15 protein-coding genes, 2 tRNA genes and 2 rRNA genes are annotated in these 18904 nt (G+C 56.1%); 8 read left to right on the plus strand and 11 right to left on the minus strand.

What is annotated here, in order from left to right:
* The gene (locus tag ACA075_RS00530; RefSeq protein WP_497296856.1) at positions 1–456 is read left to right on the plus strand and encodes an anti-virulence regulator CigR family protein; all 456 of its coding nucleotides are present in this window, start codon (positions 1–3) and stop codon (positions 454–456) included.
* Between the two features lie 54 nt (positions 457–510).
* Here the strand turns inward: ACA075_RS00530 and ACA075_RS00535 are convergent, their stop codons facing one another.
* From ACA075_RS00535 to ACA075_RS00585, 11 genes are all read right to left on the minus strand, one after another.
* Positions 511–2472: a DUF7844 domain-containing protein gene (locus ACA075_RS00535; RefSeq protein WP_497296857.1), complete on the minus strand. Its 1962-nt coding sequence runs from the start codon at positions 2470–2472 to the stop codon at positions 511–513.
* The gene (locus ACA075_RS00540; protein WP_094469762.1) at positions 2469–2789 is read right to left on the minus strand and encodes a DUF2388 domain-containing protein; all 321 of its coding nucleotides are present in this window, start codon (positions 2787–2789) and stop codon (positions 2469–2471) included. The genes ACA075_RS00535 and ACA075_RS00540 overlap by 4 nt, the downstream gene beginning before the upstream one ends.
* A 28-nt stretch (positions 2790–2817) precedes the next feature.
* Positions 2818–3135, minus strand: a complete 318-nt coding sequence (locus tag ACA075_RS00545) for a DUF2388 domain-containing protein (RefSeq protein ID WP_497296858.1) — start codon at positions 3133–3135, stop codon at positions 2818–2820.
* A 106-nt stretch (positions 3136–3241) separates the two neighbouring features.
* Positions 3242–3559, minus strand: coding sequence for a DUF2388 domain-containing protein (locus tag ACA075_RS00550; protein ID WP_010465729.1), 318 nt, complete (start codon positions 3557–3559; stop codon positions 3242–3244).
* Between the two features lie 143 nt (positions 3560–3702).
* Positions 3703–3912 (minus strand): DUF1127 domain-containing protein, encoded by a 210-nt coding sequence (locus ACA075_RS00555; protein WP_497299356.1) that lies wholly within the window; start codon positions 3910–3912, stop codon positions 3703–3705.
* A 259-nt stretch (positions 3913–4171) separates the two neighbouring features.
* Positions 4172–4387, minus strand: a complete 216-nt coding sequence (locus ACA075_RS00560) for a DUF1127 domain-containing protein (RefSeq protein WP_007902752.1) — start codon at positions 4385–4387, stop codon at positions 4172–4174.
* A gap of 319 nt (positions 4388–4706) precedes the next feature.
* On the minus strand, positions 4707–6200 hold the full coding sequence (gene scpC / locus ACA075_RS00565) for a succinyl-CoA:acetate CoA-transferase ScpC (RefSeq protein ID WP_497296859.1): 1494 nt from the start codon (positions 6198–6200) through the stop codon (positions 4707–4709).
* Between the two features lie 180 nt (positions 6201–6380).
* Positions 6381–7817 (minus strand): NAD(P)(+) transhydrogenase (Re/Si-specific) subunit beta, encoded by a 1437-nt coding sequence (locus ACA075_RS00570; RefSeq protein ID WP_290027199.1) that lies wholly within the window; start codon positions 7815–7817, stop codon positions 6381–6383.
* Positions 7817–8140 (minus strand): NAD(P) transhydrogenase subunit alpha part 2, encoded by a 324-nt coding sequence (locus ACA075_RS00575; protein ID WP_003187010.1) that lies wholly within the window; start codon positions 8138–8140, stop codon positions 7817–7819. The genes ACA075_RS00570 and ACA075_RS00575 overlap by 1 nt, the downstream gene beginning before the upstream one ends.
* A gap of 15 nt (positions 8141–8155) precedes the next feature.
* Complete coding sequence (locus tag ACA075_RS00580) at positions 8156–9277, minus strand: Re/Si-specific NAD(P)(+) transhydrogenase subunit alpha (RefSeq protein WP_461983374.1); 1122 nt, start codon at positions 9275–9277, stop codon at positions 8156–8158.
* A 435-nt stretch (positions 9278–9712) separates the two neighbouring features.
* Complete coding sequence (locus ACA075_RS00585; protein ID WP_497296860.1) at positions 9713–10612, minus strand: LysR family transcriptional regulator; 900 nt, start codon at positions 10610–10612, stop codon at positions 9713–9715.
* A 157-nt stretch (positions 10613–10769) separates the two neighbouring features.
* Here ACA075_RS00585 and ACA075_RS00590 point away from each other — a divergent pair, with 157 nt between their 5' ends.
* The 7 genes from ACA075_RS00590 (at position 10770) to ACA075_RS00620 (ending at position 18769) form a co-directional block, all read left to right on the plus strand.
* On the plus strand, positions 10770–11951 hold the full coding sequence (locus ACA075_RS00590) for an acyl-CoA dehydrogenase (RefSeq protein ID WP_497296861.1): 1182 nt from the start codon (positions 10770–10772) through the stop codon (positions 11949–11951).
* Positions 11952–11964: 13 nt separating this feature from the next.
* The gene (locus tag ACA075_RS00595) at positions 11965–13185 is read left to right on the plus strand and encodes a CaiB/BaiF CoA transferase family protein (protein WP_497296862.1); all 1221 of its coding nucleotides are present in this window, start codon (positions 11965–11967) and stop codon (positions 13183–13185) included.
* A gap of 56 nt (positions 13186–13241) precedes the next feature.
* Positions 13242–13535: a hypothetical protein gene (locus ACA075_RS00600; RefSeq protein WP_497296863.1), complete on the plus strand. Its 294-nt coding sequence runs from the start codon at positions 13242–13244 to the stop codon at positions 13533–13535.
* Positions 13536–13827: 292 nt separating this feature from the next.
* A 16S ribosomal RNA gene (locus ACA075_RS00605) occupies positions 13828–15366 on the plus strand.
* Positions 15367–15448: 82 nt separating this feature from the next.
* Positions 15449–15525, plus strand: a tRNA-Ile gene (locus ACA075_RS00610).
* 27 nt (positions 15526–15552) lie between these two features.
* A tRNA-Ala gene (locus tag ACA075_RS00615) sits at positions 15553–15628 on the plus strand.
* Between the two features lie 249 nt (positions 15629–15877).
* Positions 15878–18769 (plus strand): 23S ribosomal RNA (locus tag ACA075_RS00620).
* The 16S and 23S rRNA genes sit together here with 2 tRNA genes alongside, the layout of an rRNA operon.
* Positions 18770–18904 lie beyond the last annotated feature (135 nt).

The raw sequence follows: 18904 nt of genomic DNA on the forward strand, positions 1-18904 counted from the left end.
ATGAAAATGCCGAAACGTCTGATTGCCAGCCTGGGCGTGCTGATGTTCAGTGCCGCCCCGCTGCTGCAGGCGAGCGCCGATCAGCGCGACGATCACGACCGCGGCGGCCCGCAGCAGGGTCATTACGATAACCGTGGTGACAATCATGGCGATGACCACCGTGGCCCTCAGGACAATCATCGCGGCGGACCTCCGCCACGGGACTTCGGCCCGGTGCGCCAGACTATTCACGATAACCACGGCTATTTTGTACGCGGGGCACCACCTCCTTCAGGTGTTCATCTGGTGCGTGGTCGACCGTTACCTCACGGCTATTACGGTGAGCGTCTGGATAACCGTGCCTTGGGGCGGCTGCCGTATTACCCGGGGTACGAATGGCGCCGTGCGGGGGGCGATATTGTGCTGATCGCCGTGGGCACCGGAATCGTCTATGAAATTCTGGAAGGGGTGCTTTGATTTAACGTGCAGGCAAAAAGAAGGCGTCATGGATTATCCACGACGCCTTCTTGCTTATGGCAACTCCAGCCCGCCCGCTGCTTTATGCAATTTGCGCAAATGTTCGCCAACCAGTTTCAGGTTAGCTTCATTGGCAGCCATCTCAGCTGCCCGGCCTGGTTCGAGCAGCGCCCTGACTTCCTTGTCCAGATCGCCGGTCAGCAGCTGAAGCTGCTTCTGCCGCAGGTTGCTTTCCGACTCCAGGCGCTGCCATTCATTCGGTTGAGGCAATCCATAACCGCCGGTGCCGAGCAGCTCCGCCGGACGACTGAGGAAGCCGCTATTGGCGAGAATCTGCTGCAAGGTCGCGTTCGCCTTGTCCATGCCGCCGTTCTTCAATTCCCGAGCGCCCAAATAACGTTGTTTCACTTCATCCTGGGCCAGCACCAACTGCTGACGAAAGCTGGCCTGCTCCAGCAACAGCAACGCGGCGCTGGTGCGTAGGTCAGCCTGTTCAAACCATTGCCGGCGCTCTTCAGCTTTCAGTGCCAGCCAGTCTTCGACTTTTTCCTGCTTGATCGGCAAGTGCTTCTTCAGCACTTCGAACATCGCTTGATAACGATCACGGAAGGAGTCGAAGCGATAACCCAGGCGCAGCGCTTCGCGTGGGTCATCCAGCACGCTGGTATCCGCCAGTCCGCGGCCCTTCATCACTTCCAGCAAACCGTTGGGCATGATGCTGTCGAGCCCGACCAGTTTCGCGTTGTTGCTGCCGCTGCGCAGCAATTTGAGGCCTTCCACCGCGCAGTTGTTGGACAGGAAAAAATAGTTGCCGTCGTAACTCCAGTGCATCTCGGCAGCGTGTTCCACCACGTCTTCAATTTCGTTGCGCGACAGGTTCAGCGGCACCGAGGCCAGGCTGCGCAGTTCAGTCTTGGTGTATTCGTCGATCACTTGGGCCAACGGCAGTACAAACAGGCGCGAGGGGTACTTGCCCACCAGTCCATCCCAGCTCGAGAGCTGTACGTCGCCGACGAAGGCGCGGTAGGACAACACCAGATGCTGGTCGAGATCCAGCCGACAATCTGGCCCACGGGGACGCCCCGGTGCGCAGATCACCAGGCGCAACATGCTGTGCCCCCAGCGGCTGACCCAGTTCTGGTTGGCTTCGGCCAGCAGATAGTCGACGGCGTACACCCGTTCCGGATCGACCTGCCCCAGCGGTTGTTTGGCAAAGTCGTTGCCGGCATTGAGGAAGGCAAAAGATTTGCTGCAAGTGTCCTTGGCGGCGGGAGCCCAGCCGAAATGTTCTTTGTAGTAGCGATACAGCGCGGGGCGACGGCAGGCATAGCTCGGGTCGAGGAGGAAATACTCCATGTTGACCGCGACAAACTCTTTGGGACTGCTTGTTTCGTAGATGTCCGGGCTGCGGGCGATTTGCCGGTTGTGCTGTTCGCGCTCGCCACGGCGACCGACGTATTGCGGCCAGCCGGCCAGGTCGAGCAAGCGCGGGTCATCGCTCAGTGTAAAGCGGCGGTCGGACTGGCCACGGCATTCATCCGGGATGCCGATCAGGCCGGAACTGTTGTTGCGCCGGGTGCAGCGCTGTATCAGCGTGCGTTCCGCGTCCGGCCACAGGCGTGAACGGTCGTAAATGTGGGTGAGTTCATGCAACACCGTTGCGAGCATCTCGCGGCGGACGGTGCCATGGGGGCGATAGGTTTTCTTGGTGGCGGCGCTGCCATCCGTGAGGCTTGCGAGCAGGTTGCGGTTCAGGTCGAGTTCGGACACCAGCGAGGCTTGGCCATAGGCATTACTCGGCATGTCGTCGGTCCAGCCGACATCAATGCGCCGGTCCAGTTTTTCGATAAAGCGTGGCGGCAAGGCCTGCATGGCTTCATCGAGCAACGCCTGACTGGCTTGCTGTTGTTTGGGGCTCAGACCCTCAGACTTGAGCCGTAATTGCAGGCCAGCCTGGGCCGTGTTGCACAGCAGCAACATCAGCCCGGCCAGCAGCCAGGCGCTTGGCGACCTCACAGTGCGAGGATGGCTTCGGCGAGCACCTGATCACTGGCGTCCCGGGCTTCCGGCACACGAGTGCGCAACGTGTTGATGGCCGCTTCAAGGTGCGCGCCGCGTATGTCGCCATCGCTGGCAACGAAACTGGCGGCATCGTCGTGGGCTTCACGGATGATCTTCGAATCGCGGATCGACGTGGTGGTATCAGACGTGAAATCAAGGGTGCGCTGGGTGGCATTTATGATGATGTTACTGGTGGCGACCAGGGTATGCGCCTGGGTCACATCGGCCAATAAAAGCAGGCCAAGGGCAACAGCAATCAGAGGGCTACGCATGGAACGACTCCGCAAGGACAAAGGATAACTATTGGACGAGAATTGCCTGCGCCAGTTCAAGGTCGCTTGCATGAAGTTTTGGCTGGCTGCGGCGCAGGTAAATCAGCGCGGACTCCAGTTGCGCTCCACGTAACTGGCCGTCGCTGGCAATGAACGCCGCAGCGTCATCGTGTGCCTCGATCAGCAGCTTACGGTCGAAGGGAGCGGCGGTCACCATGCTGGTGGCGTAACCCGTGACGACGATACCTTGAGTCGACAGGTTGAACGCGTCGAAGGCATAGGTCGGGCCCGACCAGCAGGCTGCGAGAAATACTGAAATGAAAAGCTGCTTTGAAAGAAGACGCATGAGACTCGATTGTCGAAAGCGAGTCCAAAGGCTAGCGCAATGCCCGGGCTAGAGCCAGCGCCGAAACATTGGGACACGACAAGCGTGTCCCGTGTGACAGCGTCGCTTAGATCGTCAGGATGGCCTGTGCCAGCTGTGCATCAGTGGCGTTCAGCTGAGGCGCCTGGTGGCGAATGTGGTCAAGTGCGCTTTCCAGTTTCACGCCACGAATGGCGCCTTCGCTGGCGACGAAGCTGGCGGCGTCGTCACGGGCAGCGCGCACGATCTTGTCATCGCGAAAGGAGGAAGTGACATCGGAGGTTGCATCGGAACTGGACTTCAGCGCGCCAACAACGGCATCCGTGGTCACGATAAAGCTGGTCGCGTGGGAATTGGCAGCCACGGCAAGCAGGGCTGCAGCGCTGAGCAGACGAAGACGGGACATGGTGTAACTCCTCTGGATAACCGATTGAGAGTGTTGAAGTAGCTGTTGAGTCAGACGCCTGTCGTAAAGCGCTCGCCACGTTCTGGTTCGATATTAGGCCTGCTTTTATCGGTTCGAACAGTCCCTTCTGTTAAAGCAGAGCCCTAGCGCCAGAACGGTTTATCCAATTCATTGAGCCGATCCGCGTGGCTGATGCCCAGGTCCGAGAGTTGCTGATCATTGAGTTGGCCCAGCAAACGTCGGGTTCTAGCTCTCTCAAGGTTGTCAGCGAGCCCCCTCAGTAAACGTCGAAGCCTGAGGAATCGCAGCTTCGGTTGAAGGGCAGAAGCGGAAACATTCAGTAGATTATTCAAGGCGCAGTCCTTTTGCCGGTGAGTGAGGACTTCCATGTTGAGTCCTTCACCTCTGGATCTACAGATACACCGCAGAGAAATTGTACTGATGCAATTAGGTAATTGTTTTAACTGTACTGGTCGCCAGGTATTCCATTTGTACCGGCACCAACAAAGGACGAAAACGACAAAGCCCGTCGTGGTTTCCAACGACGGGCTTTGTTTTTTCAATTTGGAGTGCTGGCGGTGGACCCGGTGGGTCAGAGCCAGCGACGCTAATTTAGCGCCAGAACGGCTTGCTCAGCTCTTCGTAGCGTTGTGCTTCGCTAATCCCGGCATCAGCCAGCAGACGCGAATCCAGACGAGCCAGTTGATGGCGGCTGGAGATGCGGCGCTGCCACAGCATCAGATTAGCAATAACGCGAAGAGGCATGGAAGCCTGGGTTTTTGCAGCGGTATCTTCGAAGAACAGTTCGGAACTGAGTGTACGTTCCATGGTTGACATCCTTCCGCTTGTGGCGGGATTAGGTAGTGGTTTAACTGATGCCAATGATCCTCTCGTTTGGCCAGTCACTGTAGATACAGTTCACCTGTATTGTGAGGGACCAGTTAACTGTTAATAGGGGGTGTACTGGTCTAAATTGAGGCAACTGTACCTATCAGCACTACATTGGTGCGTTTTTGACGTTTTTGCTGGGATTTGTAGGCAGATACGGTAGGAAATGACCAGTACAGAAGTACAGTTTTAGACAGAAATGAATGTGGCCAATGCCAGCTGACGCAACTGTGTTTGCGTCAGCTGTTTTTTTGCTGAATCAGACCGTCAGCATTCGCCCGGTTTCTTCCAGGCTGATGTGCCAGCTCAGGGCATCGCGCAGGATATGCGGGGTGTGCCCGCCCAATGCACAAGCCGCCGTGAAGTAGTCATCCAGCGCTTGGCGGTAATCCGGGTGCACACAGTTGTCGATGATCACCCGAGCCCGCTCCCGCGGTGCCAGGCCTCGCAGGTCGGCCAGACCGATCTCCGTCACCAGGATGTCGACGTCATGCTCAGTATGGTCGACGTGGCTGACCATCGGCACCACGCTGGAGATTGCACCACCCTTGGCGATCGATTTGGTCACGAAGATTGCCAGGTGCGCGTTGCGCGCAAAGTCCCCGGAACCGCCGATGCCATTCATCATGCGTGTGCCGCAGACATGGGTGGAGTTGACGTTGCCGTACAGGTCGAACTCCAGAGCGGTGTTGATGCCAATAATGCCCAGGCGCCGCACAACCTCGGGGTGATTGGAAATTTCCTGAGGGCGGAGTACCAGTTTGTCTTTATAGCGCTCGAGGTTGCCGAAGACGTCGGCATTGCGCCGGCTCGACAGGGTGATCGAACTGCCTGACGCAAAGCTCAGCTTGCCGGCGTCGATCAGGTCGAAGGTCGAGTCCTGCAGCACCTCGGAGTACATGGTCAGGTCTTCGAATGGCGAGTCGATCAGGCCGCACATCACCGAGTTTGCGATGGTGCCGATACCGGCCTGCAATGGGCCGAGCTTGTTGGTCATGCGCCCTGCAGCGACTTCTTGCTTGAAGAAGTCGATCAGGTGATCGGCAATGGCTTGGGTGTCGACGTCCGGCGGCAGGACAGTGGAGGGCGAGTCGGACTGATTGGTGATCACGATCGCGACAATTTTTTCCGGCGGGATCGGGATGGCGGTGCTGCCAATGCGATCGTCGACTTTGACCAGTGGAATCGGCGTACGGGTCGGGCGGTAAGTCGGGATATAGATGTCGTGCAAACCCTCGAGGTTCGGGTTGTGCGCCAGGTTGATCTCGACAATCACCTGTTTGGCGAAAATCGCGAAGCTGGCCGAGTTGCCCACCGAAGTGGTTGGCACGATATGGCCCTGCTCAGTGATCGCCACGGCTTCAATCACGGCGATGTCCGGCAGCTTGAGTTGCTGGTTGCGCAATTGCTCCACGGTTTCTGAGAGATGCTGGTCAATGAACATCACTTCGCCGGCGTTAATCGCCTTGCGCAAAGTGCTATCGACCTGAAATGGCATGCGTCGCGACAGTACACCGGCTTCGGTGAGCTGTTTATCGAGGTCGTTGCCCAGGCTGGCGCCGGTCATCAACGTGATTTTCAGCGGAGTGATTTTGGCGCGCTCGGCCAATGCGTGGGGAACGGCTTTGGCTTCGCCAGCGCGAGTGAAACCACTCATGCCGACGGTCATGCCGTCCTGAATCAGAGCGGCAGCGTCAGCGGCGCTCATCACCTTATCCAACAACGAAGGCAAGCGAATACGATCACGGTACATGGATGGTTATCTCGGGCAACGGAAGCAAGGTGTGCAGTCTAGTGATTTGAAAAAAATCCGTCCCGCTACCATGGTCGAATGCAGAGGCCTGATTTAGAGCCTTTGGTCGGGTTTCACGGGGAATAAAAAAACCCCAGCCTACTAAAGGCTGAGGTTTTGGGTATTGCGTTGGAGCAGGTTTTACTCGACAGCTTTGACCATGTCTTCGATGACTTTCTTGGCGTCACCGAAGACCATCATGGTTTTGTCGAGGTAGAACAGTTCGTTGTCCAGACCGGCATAACCGCTGGCCATCGAGCGCTTGTTGACGATGATGGTCTTGGCCTTGAACGCCTCGAGAATCGGCATACCGGCAATCGGCGATTTCGGGTCGTTCTTCGCGGCCGGGTTGACCACGTCGTTAGCGCCGAGTACCAGCACCACGTCGGCCTGACCGAACTCGGAGTTGATGTCTTCCATCTCGAACACTTGGTCGTAAGGCACTTCGGCCTCGGCCAGCAGCACGTTCATGTGGCCAGGCATGCGACCGGCAACCGGGTGGATCGCGTACTTCACGGTCACGCCGCGATGGGTCAGCTTCTCGGTCAACTCTTTAAGCGCATGTTGCGCCCGAGCGACTGCCAGGCCGTAACCCGGAACGATGATCACGGTGTCGGCGTTGGTCAGCAGGAAGGTCGCGTCGTCAGCCGAACCGGATTTCACCGGGCGGGCTTCTTTCGAACCGGCCGGGCCTGCCGCGTCCGCCGTGTTGCCAAAACCGCCGAGCAGCACATTAAAGAACGATCGGTTCATCGCCTTGCACATGATGTACGAGAGGATCGCACCGGACGAACCCACCAGCGAACCGGCGATGATCAGCATCGAGTTGTTCAGCGAGAAGCCGATACCTGCCGCTGCCCAGCCGGAGTAGCTGTTGAGCATCGATACCACCACCGGCATGTCTGCACCGCCGATCGGGATGATGATCAACACACCCAGCACGAAAGCCAGGGCCAGCATCAGTGCGAAGGCACTGAGGTTGCCGGTCAGCATGAAGGTGATGCCCAGCGCCAGTGTGGCCAGACCCAGCAACAGGTTCAGCTTGTGCTGGCCACCGAACTGTACCGGTGCGCCCTGGAACAGGCGGAACTTGTACTTGCCCGACAGCTTGCCGAACGCGATCACCGAACCGGAGAAGGTGATTGCGCCGATCGCGGCGCCGAGGAACAGCTCCAGGCGGTTGCCAGCAGGAATCGCATCACCCAGTTGCTTGACGATGCCCAGGGATTGCGGCTCAACAACGGCAGCAATGGCGATGAACACCGCAGCCATACCGATCATGCTGTGCATGAAAGCGACCAGTTCCGGCATCTTGGTCATTTCAACGCGCTTGGCCATGATCGAGCCGGCAGTGCCGCCGACCAGCAGGCCGACGATGACGTAACCGATACCGGCGGTGGCCAGCTCCGCGCCCAGCTTATAGATGAGGCCGACAGTGGTGAGGATCGCCAACGCCATGCCGAGCATGCCGTACACGTTGCCGCGTCGCGATGTGGTCGGGTGCGACAGGCCTTTAAGGGCCTGGATGAAGCAGATCGACGCGATCAAGTAGAGCGTCGTTACAAGATTCATGCTCATTACTTGGGCGCCTCTTCTTTTACGGCTTTCGGGGCTTTTTTCTTGAACATCTCAAGCATCCGGCGGGTCACCAGGAAGCCACCAAACACGTTCACTGCAGCCAGAGCCACCGCGAGGGTGCCCATGGTCTTGCCCAGTGGCGTCACGGTCAAAGCCGCGGCTAGCATTGCGCCGACGATGACAATCGCCGAGATCGCGTTGGTCACCGCCATCAATGGCGTGTGCAGTGCAGGCGTAACGTTCCAGACCACGTGATAACCGACATAAATCGCCAGCACGAAGATGATCAGGTTGTAGATACCGGGGGAGATAAGCTCTTCCATCGTCTGAATCCCTGCTTAGGCGTTTTTGCGGATGACTTGGCCGTCGCGGCACATCAGGCACGCGGCGACGATGTCGTCTTCGAGGTTGATCTCGAACTGGCCTTCTTTGTTGAAGACCAGCTTCAGGAAGTCCAGCAGGTTGCGTGCGTACAGAGCCGAAGCGTCTGCCGCGACCGCGCCGGCCAGATTGGTCGGGCCGCAAATGGTCACGCCATTCTCGACCACGACCTGGTCGGCCACGGTAAGTGGGCAGTTGCCGCCCTGAGCTGCGGCGAGGTCGATGACCACCGAGCCTGGCTTCATCTGCGCCACGGTTTCCGCGCTCAAGAGCGTCGGTGCCTTGCGGCCCGGGATCAGTGCGGTGGTGATGACGATGTCAGCCTGCTTGGCGCGTTCGTGCACGGCCAAGGCCTGGCGTTGCATCCAGCTGGCGGGCATTGGCCGGGCGTAACCGCCGACACCGACAGCGCATTCGCGCTCTTCGTCGGTTTCATACGGCACGTCGACGAACTTGGCGCCGAGGGATTCAATCTGCTCCTTTACCGCAGGACGAACGTCAGACGCTTCGATCACCGCCCCCAAACGTTTCGCCGTGGCGATCGCCTGCAAACCCGCGACGCCGGCGCCGAGAATCAGCACGCGCGCCGCTTTCACGGTGCCCGCAGCCGTCATCAGCATCGGCATAAAGCGTGGGTAGTGGTGAGCGGCCAGCAACACCGCTTTATAGCCGGCGATGTTCGCTTGGGAGGACAGCACATCCAGGCTTTGAGCGCGGGAGGTGCGCGGAGCCGCTTCCAGCGCGAACGCGGTAATGCCGCACTCAGCCAGCTTGGCAATGGTTTCATTGCTGAACGGGTTGAGCATGCCCACCACAACGGTGCCGCTTTTAATCAGCGTCAGCTCGCTGTCGCTGGGGGCTACCACCTTGAGAATCAGCTCGGCACCAAACGCATCGTTGGCGCTGCCAATCATTGCGCCTGCCGCTTCATAGGCACTGTCGACAACGCTGGCGTTAATGCCGGCGCCGCTTTGCACAGTGACCTTATGACCCTGGCCGATCAGCTTCTTGATGGTTTCCGGGGTTGCAGCAACCCGCGTTTCACCCGTCTGGGTTTCGAGAGGAACACCAATGTGCACGTCAAATCTCCTGCGTGATCTTATTGAGTAAACCCAGGCACTTCGGATGGTGCGGCTGGGGCGGCCGATCAGCACGATCCCGCCAAATCTGGGCGGGGCGCGGCATTTTGCAGGCGAACTTTGTGCCCTTCAAGGGATTATGACGGGTGACGGAAAATTAACTACAAGTCACCCCGTGACCGAATGTCGCAACCAACAGCTTCAATCCCTTGCAGGCCCTGCCTTGTAAGGATTCTGGCCGAATTTCAAGAATTTACACATCGGCACGGTGAATGAGGCGTCATTGCTGGTGAATAGAGGCTCAAAGCCACGTCGGCAGGCACTTGTGGGACGTTTGTACTGCTTGTCGGTACAGTCTGCAAATATGCGACAAAAACGTATATCTGTAGGGCTTTGATTTTGCTGACTACGGGGTCAGCTAACAGCGGTAAGCCTTTAACCTTCTAGGCTGTAGCTTTGGGCCTGGGTGACCAGCCAATCGCGAAATGCCCGTAGAGACGCCGATTCGACCTTTCGCTCCGGAATCATCAGGTAATAAGCCTTGATGCTCGACAGCGCCTGGGTGTTGGCTATCACGAGGCGCTTCTCCGCCAGTTCGCGCTGAATCAGGAATGGCGGAATCAGCGCGATCCCCATGTCGTGCATCGCCGCTTGGGCAAGCATGGAGAATAGCTCGTAGCGCGGTCCTGTCATGTCGCGTGGCACATTAAGGTGCTGAGAGTTGAACCACTGGCGCCAGGCGTAAGGGCGCGTGGTTTGTTGCAGCAGGGGCATTTCGGCGATTTCATCGGCTGTCAGATTGGCTTTTTTGCCCAGTAACGCAGGGCTGCACACTGGCATCGGATTTTCGCCCATCAACCTGTGGGATTCGGTACCCGACCAATCTGCATCACCAAAGTAAATCGCGGCATCGAAATCGGTATCGGCAAACAGGAAGGGGCGTGTGCGGTTGGTGAGGTTGACCGTCACTTCCGGGTGTTTGTGCTGGAAGTCCTTGAGCCGTGGCAGCAGCCATTGGGTACCAAAGGTCGGTACGACGGCCAGTTCGATCACATTGGCGCCTTGTTGCCCCATCACGGACAAGGTGTCCCGCTCAACCGCGTCGAGCTGGGTGGCTACGCGGCGGCTGTAGGAAAGTCCGGCTTCCGTCAGCTTCACTCCGCGCCGCGAGCGTCGGAAAAGTTCTACGCTGAGGAACTCCTCAAGGCTGGCGATCTGTCGGCAAATAGCGCCTTGAGTGAGCGAAAGCTCCTGCGCCGCTTTGGTAAAGCTCTCGTGGCGCGCTGCTGCTTCAAAGCTGATCAGGGCGGTGGTGCTAGGGATTTTCCGGCGCATGTACTCCAACCTCACTAATACATCGCATAAAGGCTATTTCGCGACGTTACGGAGTGAGAAATTAGCACAACAGTATGCAAAATCCTCGTTTGCCGTAATGCCGGGCCAGGCCTAGGATCAGTCCACGTTATTTGACCCGATTCGAGAGGACACACTCATGGGCGGTAAAGCTAGCTTCAACTGGATCGATCCTCTGCTGCTGGATCAACAGCTCACCGAAGAAGAACGCATGATTCGCGACACTGCCGAGCAATTCGCTCAGCAGAAACTCGCGCCGCGCGTTCTCGAAGCTTTCCGGCATGAGAAGACTGATCCAGCGATCTTCCGTGAAATGGGCGAAGTCGGCCTGTTGGGTGCGACCATTCCCGAGCAGTACGGTGGCAGCGGCCTGAACTACGTCAGCTACGGGCTGATTGCTCGTGAAGTCGAGCGTGTCGACTCCGGCTACCGCTCGATGATGAGTGTGCAGTCCTCGCTGGTCATGGTGCCGATCAATGAATTCGGCACTGAAGCCCAGAAGCAGAAGTACCTGCCGAAACTGGCTACCGGCGAGTGGATCGGTTGCTTCGGTCTGACAGAGCCTAACCACGGTTCTGACCCGGGTGCGATGATCACTCGCGCACGTAAAGTGGAAGGCGGCTACAGCCTGACCGGTAACAAAATGTGGATCACCAACAGTCCGATCGCTGATGTGTTTGTGGTCTGGGCTAAGGACGACGCCGGCGACATCCGTGGTTTCGTTCTGGAGAAGGGCTGGAAAGGCCTGAGCACTCCGGCGATTCACGGCAAGGTTGGCTTGCGTGCATCCATCACCGGCGAAATCGTCATGGACAATGTGTTTGTCCCTGAAGAGAACATCTTCCCGGACGTCCGTGGTTTGAAAGGTCCGTTTACCTGCCTCAACTCCGCGCGTTATGGCATTTCCTGGGGAGCGCTGGGTGCTGCCGAGTTCTGCTGGCACACCGCTCGCCAGTACACCCTGGATCGTCAGCAGTTCGGCCGTCCGTTGGCGGCCACTCAACTGATCCAGAAGAAGCTCGCAGACATGCAGACCGAAATCACCATGGCGCTGCAAGGCTGCCTGCGTCTGGGTCGTATGAAGGATGAAGGCACTGCGGCAGTCGAGATCACCTCGATGATGAAGCGCAACTCCTGCGGCAAGTCCCTGGACATCGCTCGCATGGCGCGCGACATGCTGGGCGGCAACGGCATCTCTGATGAGTTCGGTGTCGCTCGCCATCTGGTCAACCTGGAAGTGGTGAATACCTATGAAGGTACGCATGACGTCCATGCACTGATCCTCGGTCGCGCACAGACCGGCATCCAGGCGTTCTATTAATAGGAGAACGTCCATGGGCGCGCTTTCGCATCTACGGGTACTGGATTTATCGCGGGTGCTGGCCGGGCCTTGGGCCGGGCAGATCCTGGCGGACCTTGGCGCCGAAGTGATCAAGGTCGAGCGCCCGGGCAATGGCGACGATACGCGCGCCTGGGGGCCGCCCTTCCTGAAAGACGCCTATGGCGAGAACACCAGCGAGGCCGCCTATTACTTGTCGGCCAATCGCAACAAGCAATCGGTGACCATCGACTTCACGCGTCCAGAGGGGCAAAAGCTGGTGCGTGAGCTGGCAGCCAAGTCGGACATCCTGATCGAAAACTTCAAGGTCGGTGGCCTGGCGGCTTATGGGTTGGACTATGAGTCGCTCAAAGCCATCAATCCGAATCTGATTTATTGCTCGATTACCGGGTTTGGCCAAACCGGGCCTTACGCCAAGCGTGCGGGTTATGACTTCATGATCCAGGGCCTGGGTGGGCTGATGAGTCTGACCGGTCGACCTGAGGGGGATGAGGGCGCAGGGCCAGTGAAAGTCGGTGTGGCGCTGACAGACATCCTGACCGGGCTCTATTCGACGGTGGCGATCCTTGCCGCGTTGGCCCATAGGGATCATGACGGAGGTGGTCAGCATATCGATATGGCGTTGCTGGATGTTCAGGTTGCGTGCCTGGCCAACCAGGCGATGAACTATCTGACTACGGGTAATGCGCCCAAGCGCCTGGGTAATGCTCATCCGAACATCGTGCCTTATCAGGATTTTCCTACGGCAGATGGCGACTTCATCCTCACCGTGGGTAATGACGGGCAGTTCCGCAAGTTTGCGGAGGTGGCTGGGCAGCCTCAGTGGGCGGATGACCCGCGCTTCGCGACCAACAAGCTGCGGGTGGCGAATCGTGCGGTGTTGATCCCGCTGATCCGTCAGGCGACCGTCTTCAAGACCACGGCTGAGTGGGTACTGCAGCTGGAGCAGGCGGGTGTGCCATGTGGACCTATTAATGACTTGGCCCAGATGTTTGCTGATCCTCAGGTCAAGGCGCGTGGTTTGGCGATCGAGCTACCCCATGTACTGGCAGGGATGGTGCCGCAGGTAGCGAGCCCTATTCGTCTGTCGGAAACGCCGGTGGAGTATCGTAATGCGCCTCCGTTATTGGGCGAGCACACGCTGGAGGTTCTGCAGCGGGTGCTGGGTCTGGATGCAGATACGGTCGCCGCTTTCAAAGAGGCGGGTGTGCTCTGAAGATTCCTTCTATATAGAGGGTGGGGTTTGCTCTCCTATATATAGAGGGAATCGGCTTGTTTTTCGGCTTTCTGCAACTTATTGATAGAAAAGCCGAATCAGGGGTTGACGGCAGATTCTGGAAGTCTATAATTCGCCCCACTTCCGGCGCAGTCGAAACGGAAAACTCCTTGGTAAACAAAGAGTTACGCAGTTTTCGACAGCGAGTTGCTTCAGGTCATCGAAGCCCAGAAGGAGTTGATCGGGCAGGTTTGTTTGGCTTGATTGACGATTCGATCTTCTCGGTCGAAAGCGGAGAAAAAGAGGTGTTGACAGCAGCGAGTAACGCTGTAGAATTCGCCTCCCGCTAACGAGAGATCGGAAGCGCAAGTGGTTGAAGTTGCAAAGGAAACTTTGAAAACTTCTGAAAATAACCGCTTGACAGCAACAGAGGCTGCTGTAGAATGCGCGCCTCGGTTGAGACGAAAGATCTTAACCAACCGCTCTTTAACAACTGAATCAAGCAATTCGTGTGGGTGCTTGTGGAGTCAGACTGATAGTCAACAAGATTATCAGCATCACAAGTTACTCCGCGAGAAATCAAAGATGTAACCAACGATTGCTGAGCCAAGTTTAGGGTTTCTTAAAAACCCAAAGATGTTTGAACTGAAGAGTTTGATCATGGCTCAGATTGAACGCTGGCGGCAGGCCTAACACATGCAAGTCGAGCGGCAGCACGGGTACTTGTACCTGGTGGCGAGCGGCGGACGGGTGAGTAATGCCTAGGAATCTGCCTGGTAGTGGGGGATAACGCTCGGAAACGGACGCTAATACCGCATACGTCCTACGGGAGAAAGCAGGGGACCTTCGGGCCTTGCGCTATCAGATGAGCCTAGGTCGGATTAGCTAGTTGGTGAGGTAATGGCTCACCAAGGCGACGATCCGTAACTGGTCTGAGAGGATGATCAGTCACACTGGAACTGAGACACGGTCCAGACTCCTACGGGAGGCAGCAGTGGGGAATATTGGACAATGGGCGAAAGCCTGATCCAGCCATGCCGCGTGTGTGAAGAAGGTCTTCGGATTGTAAAGCACTTTAAGTTGGGAGGAAGGGCATTTACCTAATACGTAAGTGTTTTGACGTTACCGACAGAATAAGCACCGGCTAACTCTGTGCCAGCAGCCGCGGTAATACAGAGGGTGCAAGCGTTAATCGGAATTACTGGGCGTAAAGCGCGCGTAGGTGGTTTGTTAAGTTGGATGTGAAATCCCCGGGCTCAACCTGGGAACTGCATTCAAAACTGACAAGCTAGAGTATGGTAGAGGGTGGTGGAATTTCCTGTGTAGCGGTGAAATGCGTAGATATAGGAAGGAACACCAGTGGCGAAGGCGACCACCTGGACTGATACTGACACTGAGGTGCGAAAGCGTGGGGAGCAAACAGGATTAGATACCCTGGTAGTCCACGCCGTAAACGATGTCAACTAGCCGTTGGGAGCCTTGAGCTCTTAGTGGCGCAGCTAACGCATTAAGTTGACCGCCTGGGGAGTACGGCCGCAAGGTTAAAACTCAAATGAATTGACGGGGGCCCGCACAAGCGGTGGAGCATGTGGTTTAATTCGAAGCAACGCGAAGAACCTTACCAGGCCTTGACATCCAATGAACTTTCCAGAGATGGATTGGTGCCTTCGGGAACATTGAGACAGGTGCTGCATGGCTGTCGTCAGCTCGTGTCGTGAGATGTTGGGTTAAGTCCCGTAACGAGCGCAACCCTTGTCCTTAGTTACCAGCACGTAATGGTGGGCACTCTAAGGAGACTGCCGGTGACAAACCGGAGGAAGGTGGGGATGACGTCAAGTCATCATGGCCCTTACGGCCTGGGCTACACACGTGCTACAATGGTCGGTACAGAGGGTTGCCAAGCCGCGAGGTGGAGCTAATCCCAGAAAACCGATCGTAGTCCGGATCGCAGTCTGCAACTCGACTGCGTGAAGTCGGAATCGCTAGTAATCGCGAATCAGAATGTCGCGGTGAATACGTTCCCGGGCCTTGTACACACCGCCCGTCACACCATGGGAGTGGGTTGCACCAGAAGTAGCTAGTCTAACCTTCGGGAGGACGGTTACCACGGTGTGATTCATGACTGGGGTGAAGTCGTAACAAGGTAGCCGTAGGGGAACCTGCGGCTGGATCACCTCCTTAATCGACGACATCAGCTGCTCCATAAGTTCCCACACGAATTGCTTGATTCATTGAAGAAGACGATAAGAAGCAGCCCGAAATTGGGTCTGTAGCTCAGTTGGTTAGAGCGCACCCCTGATAAGGGTGAGGTCGGCAGTTCGAATCTGCCCAGACCCACCAATTTTGTGTGGGAACCTGTAGAAATACGGGGCCATAGCTCAGCTGGGAGAGCGCCTGCCTTGCACGCAGGAGGTCAACGGTTCGATCCCGTTTGGCTCCACCACTACTGCTTCTGTTTGTTGAAAGCTTAGAAATGAGCATTCCATTGTGATGATGGTGAATGTTGATTTCTAGTCTTTGGCTAGATCGTTCTTTAAAAATTTGGGTATGTGATAGAAAGATAGACTGAACGTTACTTTCACTGGTAACGGATCAGGCTAAGGTAAAATTTGTGAGTTGCTCTTAATTGAGTATTATCGAATTTTCGGCGAATGTCGTCTTCACAGTATAACCAGATTGCTTGGGGTTATATGGTCAAGTGAAGAAGCGCATACGGTGGATGCCTTGGCAGTCAGAGGCGATGAAAGACGTGGTAGCCTGCGAAAAGCTTCGGGGAGTCGGCAAACAGACTTTGATCCGGAGATGTCTGAATGGGGGAACCCAGCCATCATAAGATGGTTATCTTAAGCTGAATACATAGGCTTAAGAGGCGAACCAGGGGAACTGAAACATCTAAGTACCCTGAGGAAAAGAAATCAACCGAGATTCCCTTAGTAGTGGCGAGCGAACGGGGACTAGCCCTTAAGTGGCTTTGAGATTAGCGGAACGTTCTGGAAAGTACGGCCATAGTGGGTGATAGCCCTGTACGCGAAAATCTCTTAGTCATGAAATCGAGTAGGACGGAGCACGAGAAACTTTGTCTGAATATGGGGGGACCATCCTCCAAGGCTAAATACTACTGACTGACCGATAGTGAACTAGTACCGTGAGGGAAAGGCGAAAAGAACCCCGGAGAGGGGAGTGAAATAGATCCTGAAACCGTATGCGTACAAGCAGTGGGAGCCCACTTTGTTGGGTGACTGCGTACCTTTTGTATAATGGGTCAGCGACTTATTTTCAGTGGCGAGCTTAACCGAATAGGGGAGGCGTAGCGAAAGCGAGTCTTAATAGGGCGTCTAGTCGCTGGGAATAGACCCGAAACCGGGCGATCTATCCATGGGCAGGTTGAAGGTTGGGTAACACTAACTGGAGGACCGAACCGACTACCGTTGAAAAGTTAGCGGATGACCTGTGGATCGGAGTGAAAGGCTAATCAAGCTCGGAGATAGCTGGTTCTCCTCGAAAGCTATTTAGGTAGCGCCTCATGTATCACTGTAGGGGGTAGAGCACTGTTTCGGCTAGGGGGTCATCCCGACTTACCAAACCGATGCAAACTCCGAATACCTACAAGTGCCGAGCATGGGAGACACACGGCGGGTGCTAACGTCCGTCGTGAAAAGGGAAACAACCCAGACCGTCAGCTAAGGTCCCAAAGTTATGGTTAAGTGGGAAACGATGTGGGAAGGCTTAGACAGCTAGGAGGTTGGCTTAGAAGCAGCCACCCTTTAAAGAAAGCGTAATAGCTCACTAGTCGAGTCGGCCTGCGCGGAAGATGTAACGGGGCTCAAACCATACACCGAAGCTACGGGTATCACTTAGGTGATGCGGTAGAGGAGCGTTCTGTAAGCCTGTGAAGGTGAGTTGAGAAGCTTGCTGGAGGTATCAGAAGTGCGAATGCTGACATGAGTAACGACAATGGGTGTGAAAAACACCCACGCCGAAAGACCAAGGTTTCCTGCGCAACGTTAATCGACGCAGGGTTAGTCGGTCCCTAAGGCGAGGCTGAAAAGCGTAGTCGATGGAAAACAGGTTAATATTCCTGTACTTCTGGTTATTGCGATGGAGGGACGGAGAAGGCTAGGCCAGCTTGGCGTTGGTTGTCCAAGTTTAAGGTGGTAGGCTGGAATCTTAGGTAAATCCGGGATTCTAAGGCCGAGAGCTGATGACGAGTGTTCTTTTAGAACACGAAGTGGTTGATGCCATGCTTCCAAGAAAAGCTTCTAAGCTTCAGGTAACCAGGAACCGTACCCCAAACCGACACAGGTGGTTGGGTAGAGAATACCAAGGCGCTTGAGAGAACTCGGGTGAAGGAACTAGGCAAAATGGCACCGTAACTTCGGGAGAAGGTGCGCCGGTGAGGGTGAAGCATTTACTGCGTAAGCCCATGCCGGTCGAAGATACCAGGCCGCTGCGACTGTTTATTAAAAACACAGCACTCTGCAAACACGAAAGTGGACGTATAGGGTGTGACGCCTGCCCGGTGCCGGAAGGTTAATTGATGGGGTTAGCTAACGCGAAGCTCTTGATCGAAGCCCCGGTAAACGGCGGCCGTAACTATAACGGTCCTAAGGTAGCGAAATTCCTTGTCGGGTAAGTTCCGACCTGCACGAATGGCGTAACGATGGCGGCGCTGTCTCCACCCGAGACTCAGTGAAATTGAAATCGCTGTGAAGATGCAGTGTATCCGCGGCTAGACGGAAAGACCCCGTGAACCTTTACTATAGCTTTGCACTGGACTTTGAATTTGCTTGTGTAGGATAGGTGGGAGGCTTTGAAGCGTGGACGCCAGTTCGCGTGGAGCCAACCTTGAAATACCACCCTGGCAACTTTGAGGTTCTAACTCAGGTCCGTTATCCGGATCGAGGACAGTGTATGGTGGGTAGTTTGACTGGGGCGGTCTCCTCCTAAAGAGTAACGGAGGAGTACGAAGGTGCGCTCAGACCGGTCGGAAATCGGTCGTAGAGTATAAAGGCAAAAGCGCGCTTGACTGCGAGACAGACACGTCGAGCAGGTACGAAAGTAGGTCTTAGTGATCCGGTGGTTCTGTATGGAAGGGCCATCGCTCAACGGATAAAAGGTACTCCGGGGATAACAGGCTGATACCGCCCAAGAGTTCATATCGACGGCGGTGTTTGGCACCTCGATGTCGGCTCATCACATCCTGGGGCTGAAGCCGGTCCCAAGGGTATGGCTGTTCGCCATTTAAAGTGGTACGCGAGCTGGGTTTAGAACGTCGTGAGACAGTTCGGTCCCTATCTGCCGTGGACGTTTGAGATTTGAGAGGGGCTGCTCCTAGTACGAGAGGACCGGAGTGGACGAACCTCTGGTGTTCCGGTTGTCACGCCAGTGGCATTGCCGGGTAGCTATGTTCGGAATAGATAACCGCTGAAAGCATCTAAGCGGGAAACTAGCCTCAAGATGAGATCTCACTGGGACCTTGAGTCCCCTGAAGGGCCGTCGAAGACTACGACGTTGATAGGTTGGGTGTGTAAGCGCTGTGAGGCGTTGAGCTAACCAATACTAATTGCCCGTGAGGCTTGACCATATAACACCCAAGCAATTTGCTTGCTTCGAGCCCAAAAGCGAAAGAGCACCAGATTGCGGTGTGTGAAGACGAAATGAACCGAAAGTTCGAATTGTTCACAAACACCGAGATCTATCACATACCCATTCGCTGGAG

This window comes from Pseudomonas sp. LBUM1663 (assembly GCF_059695905.1).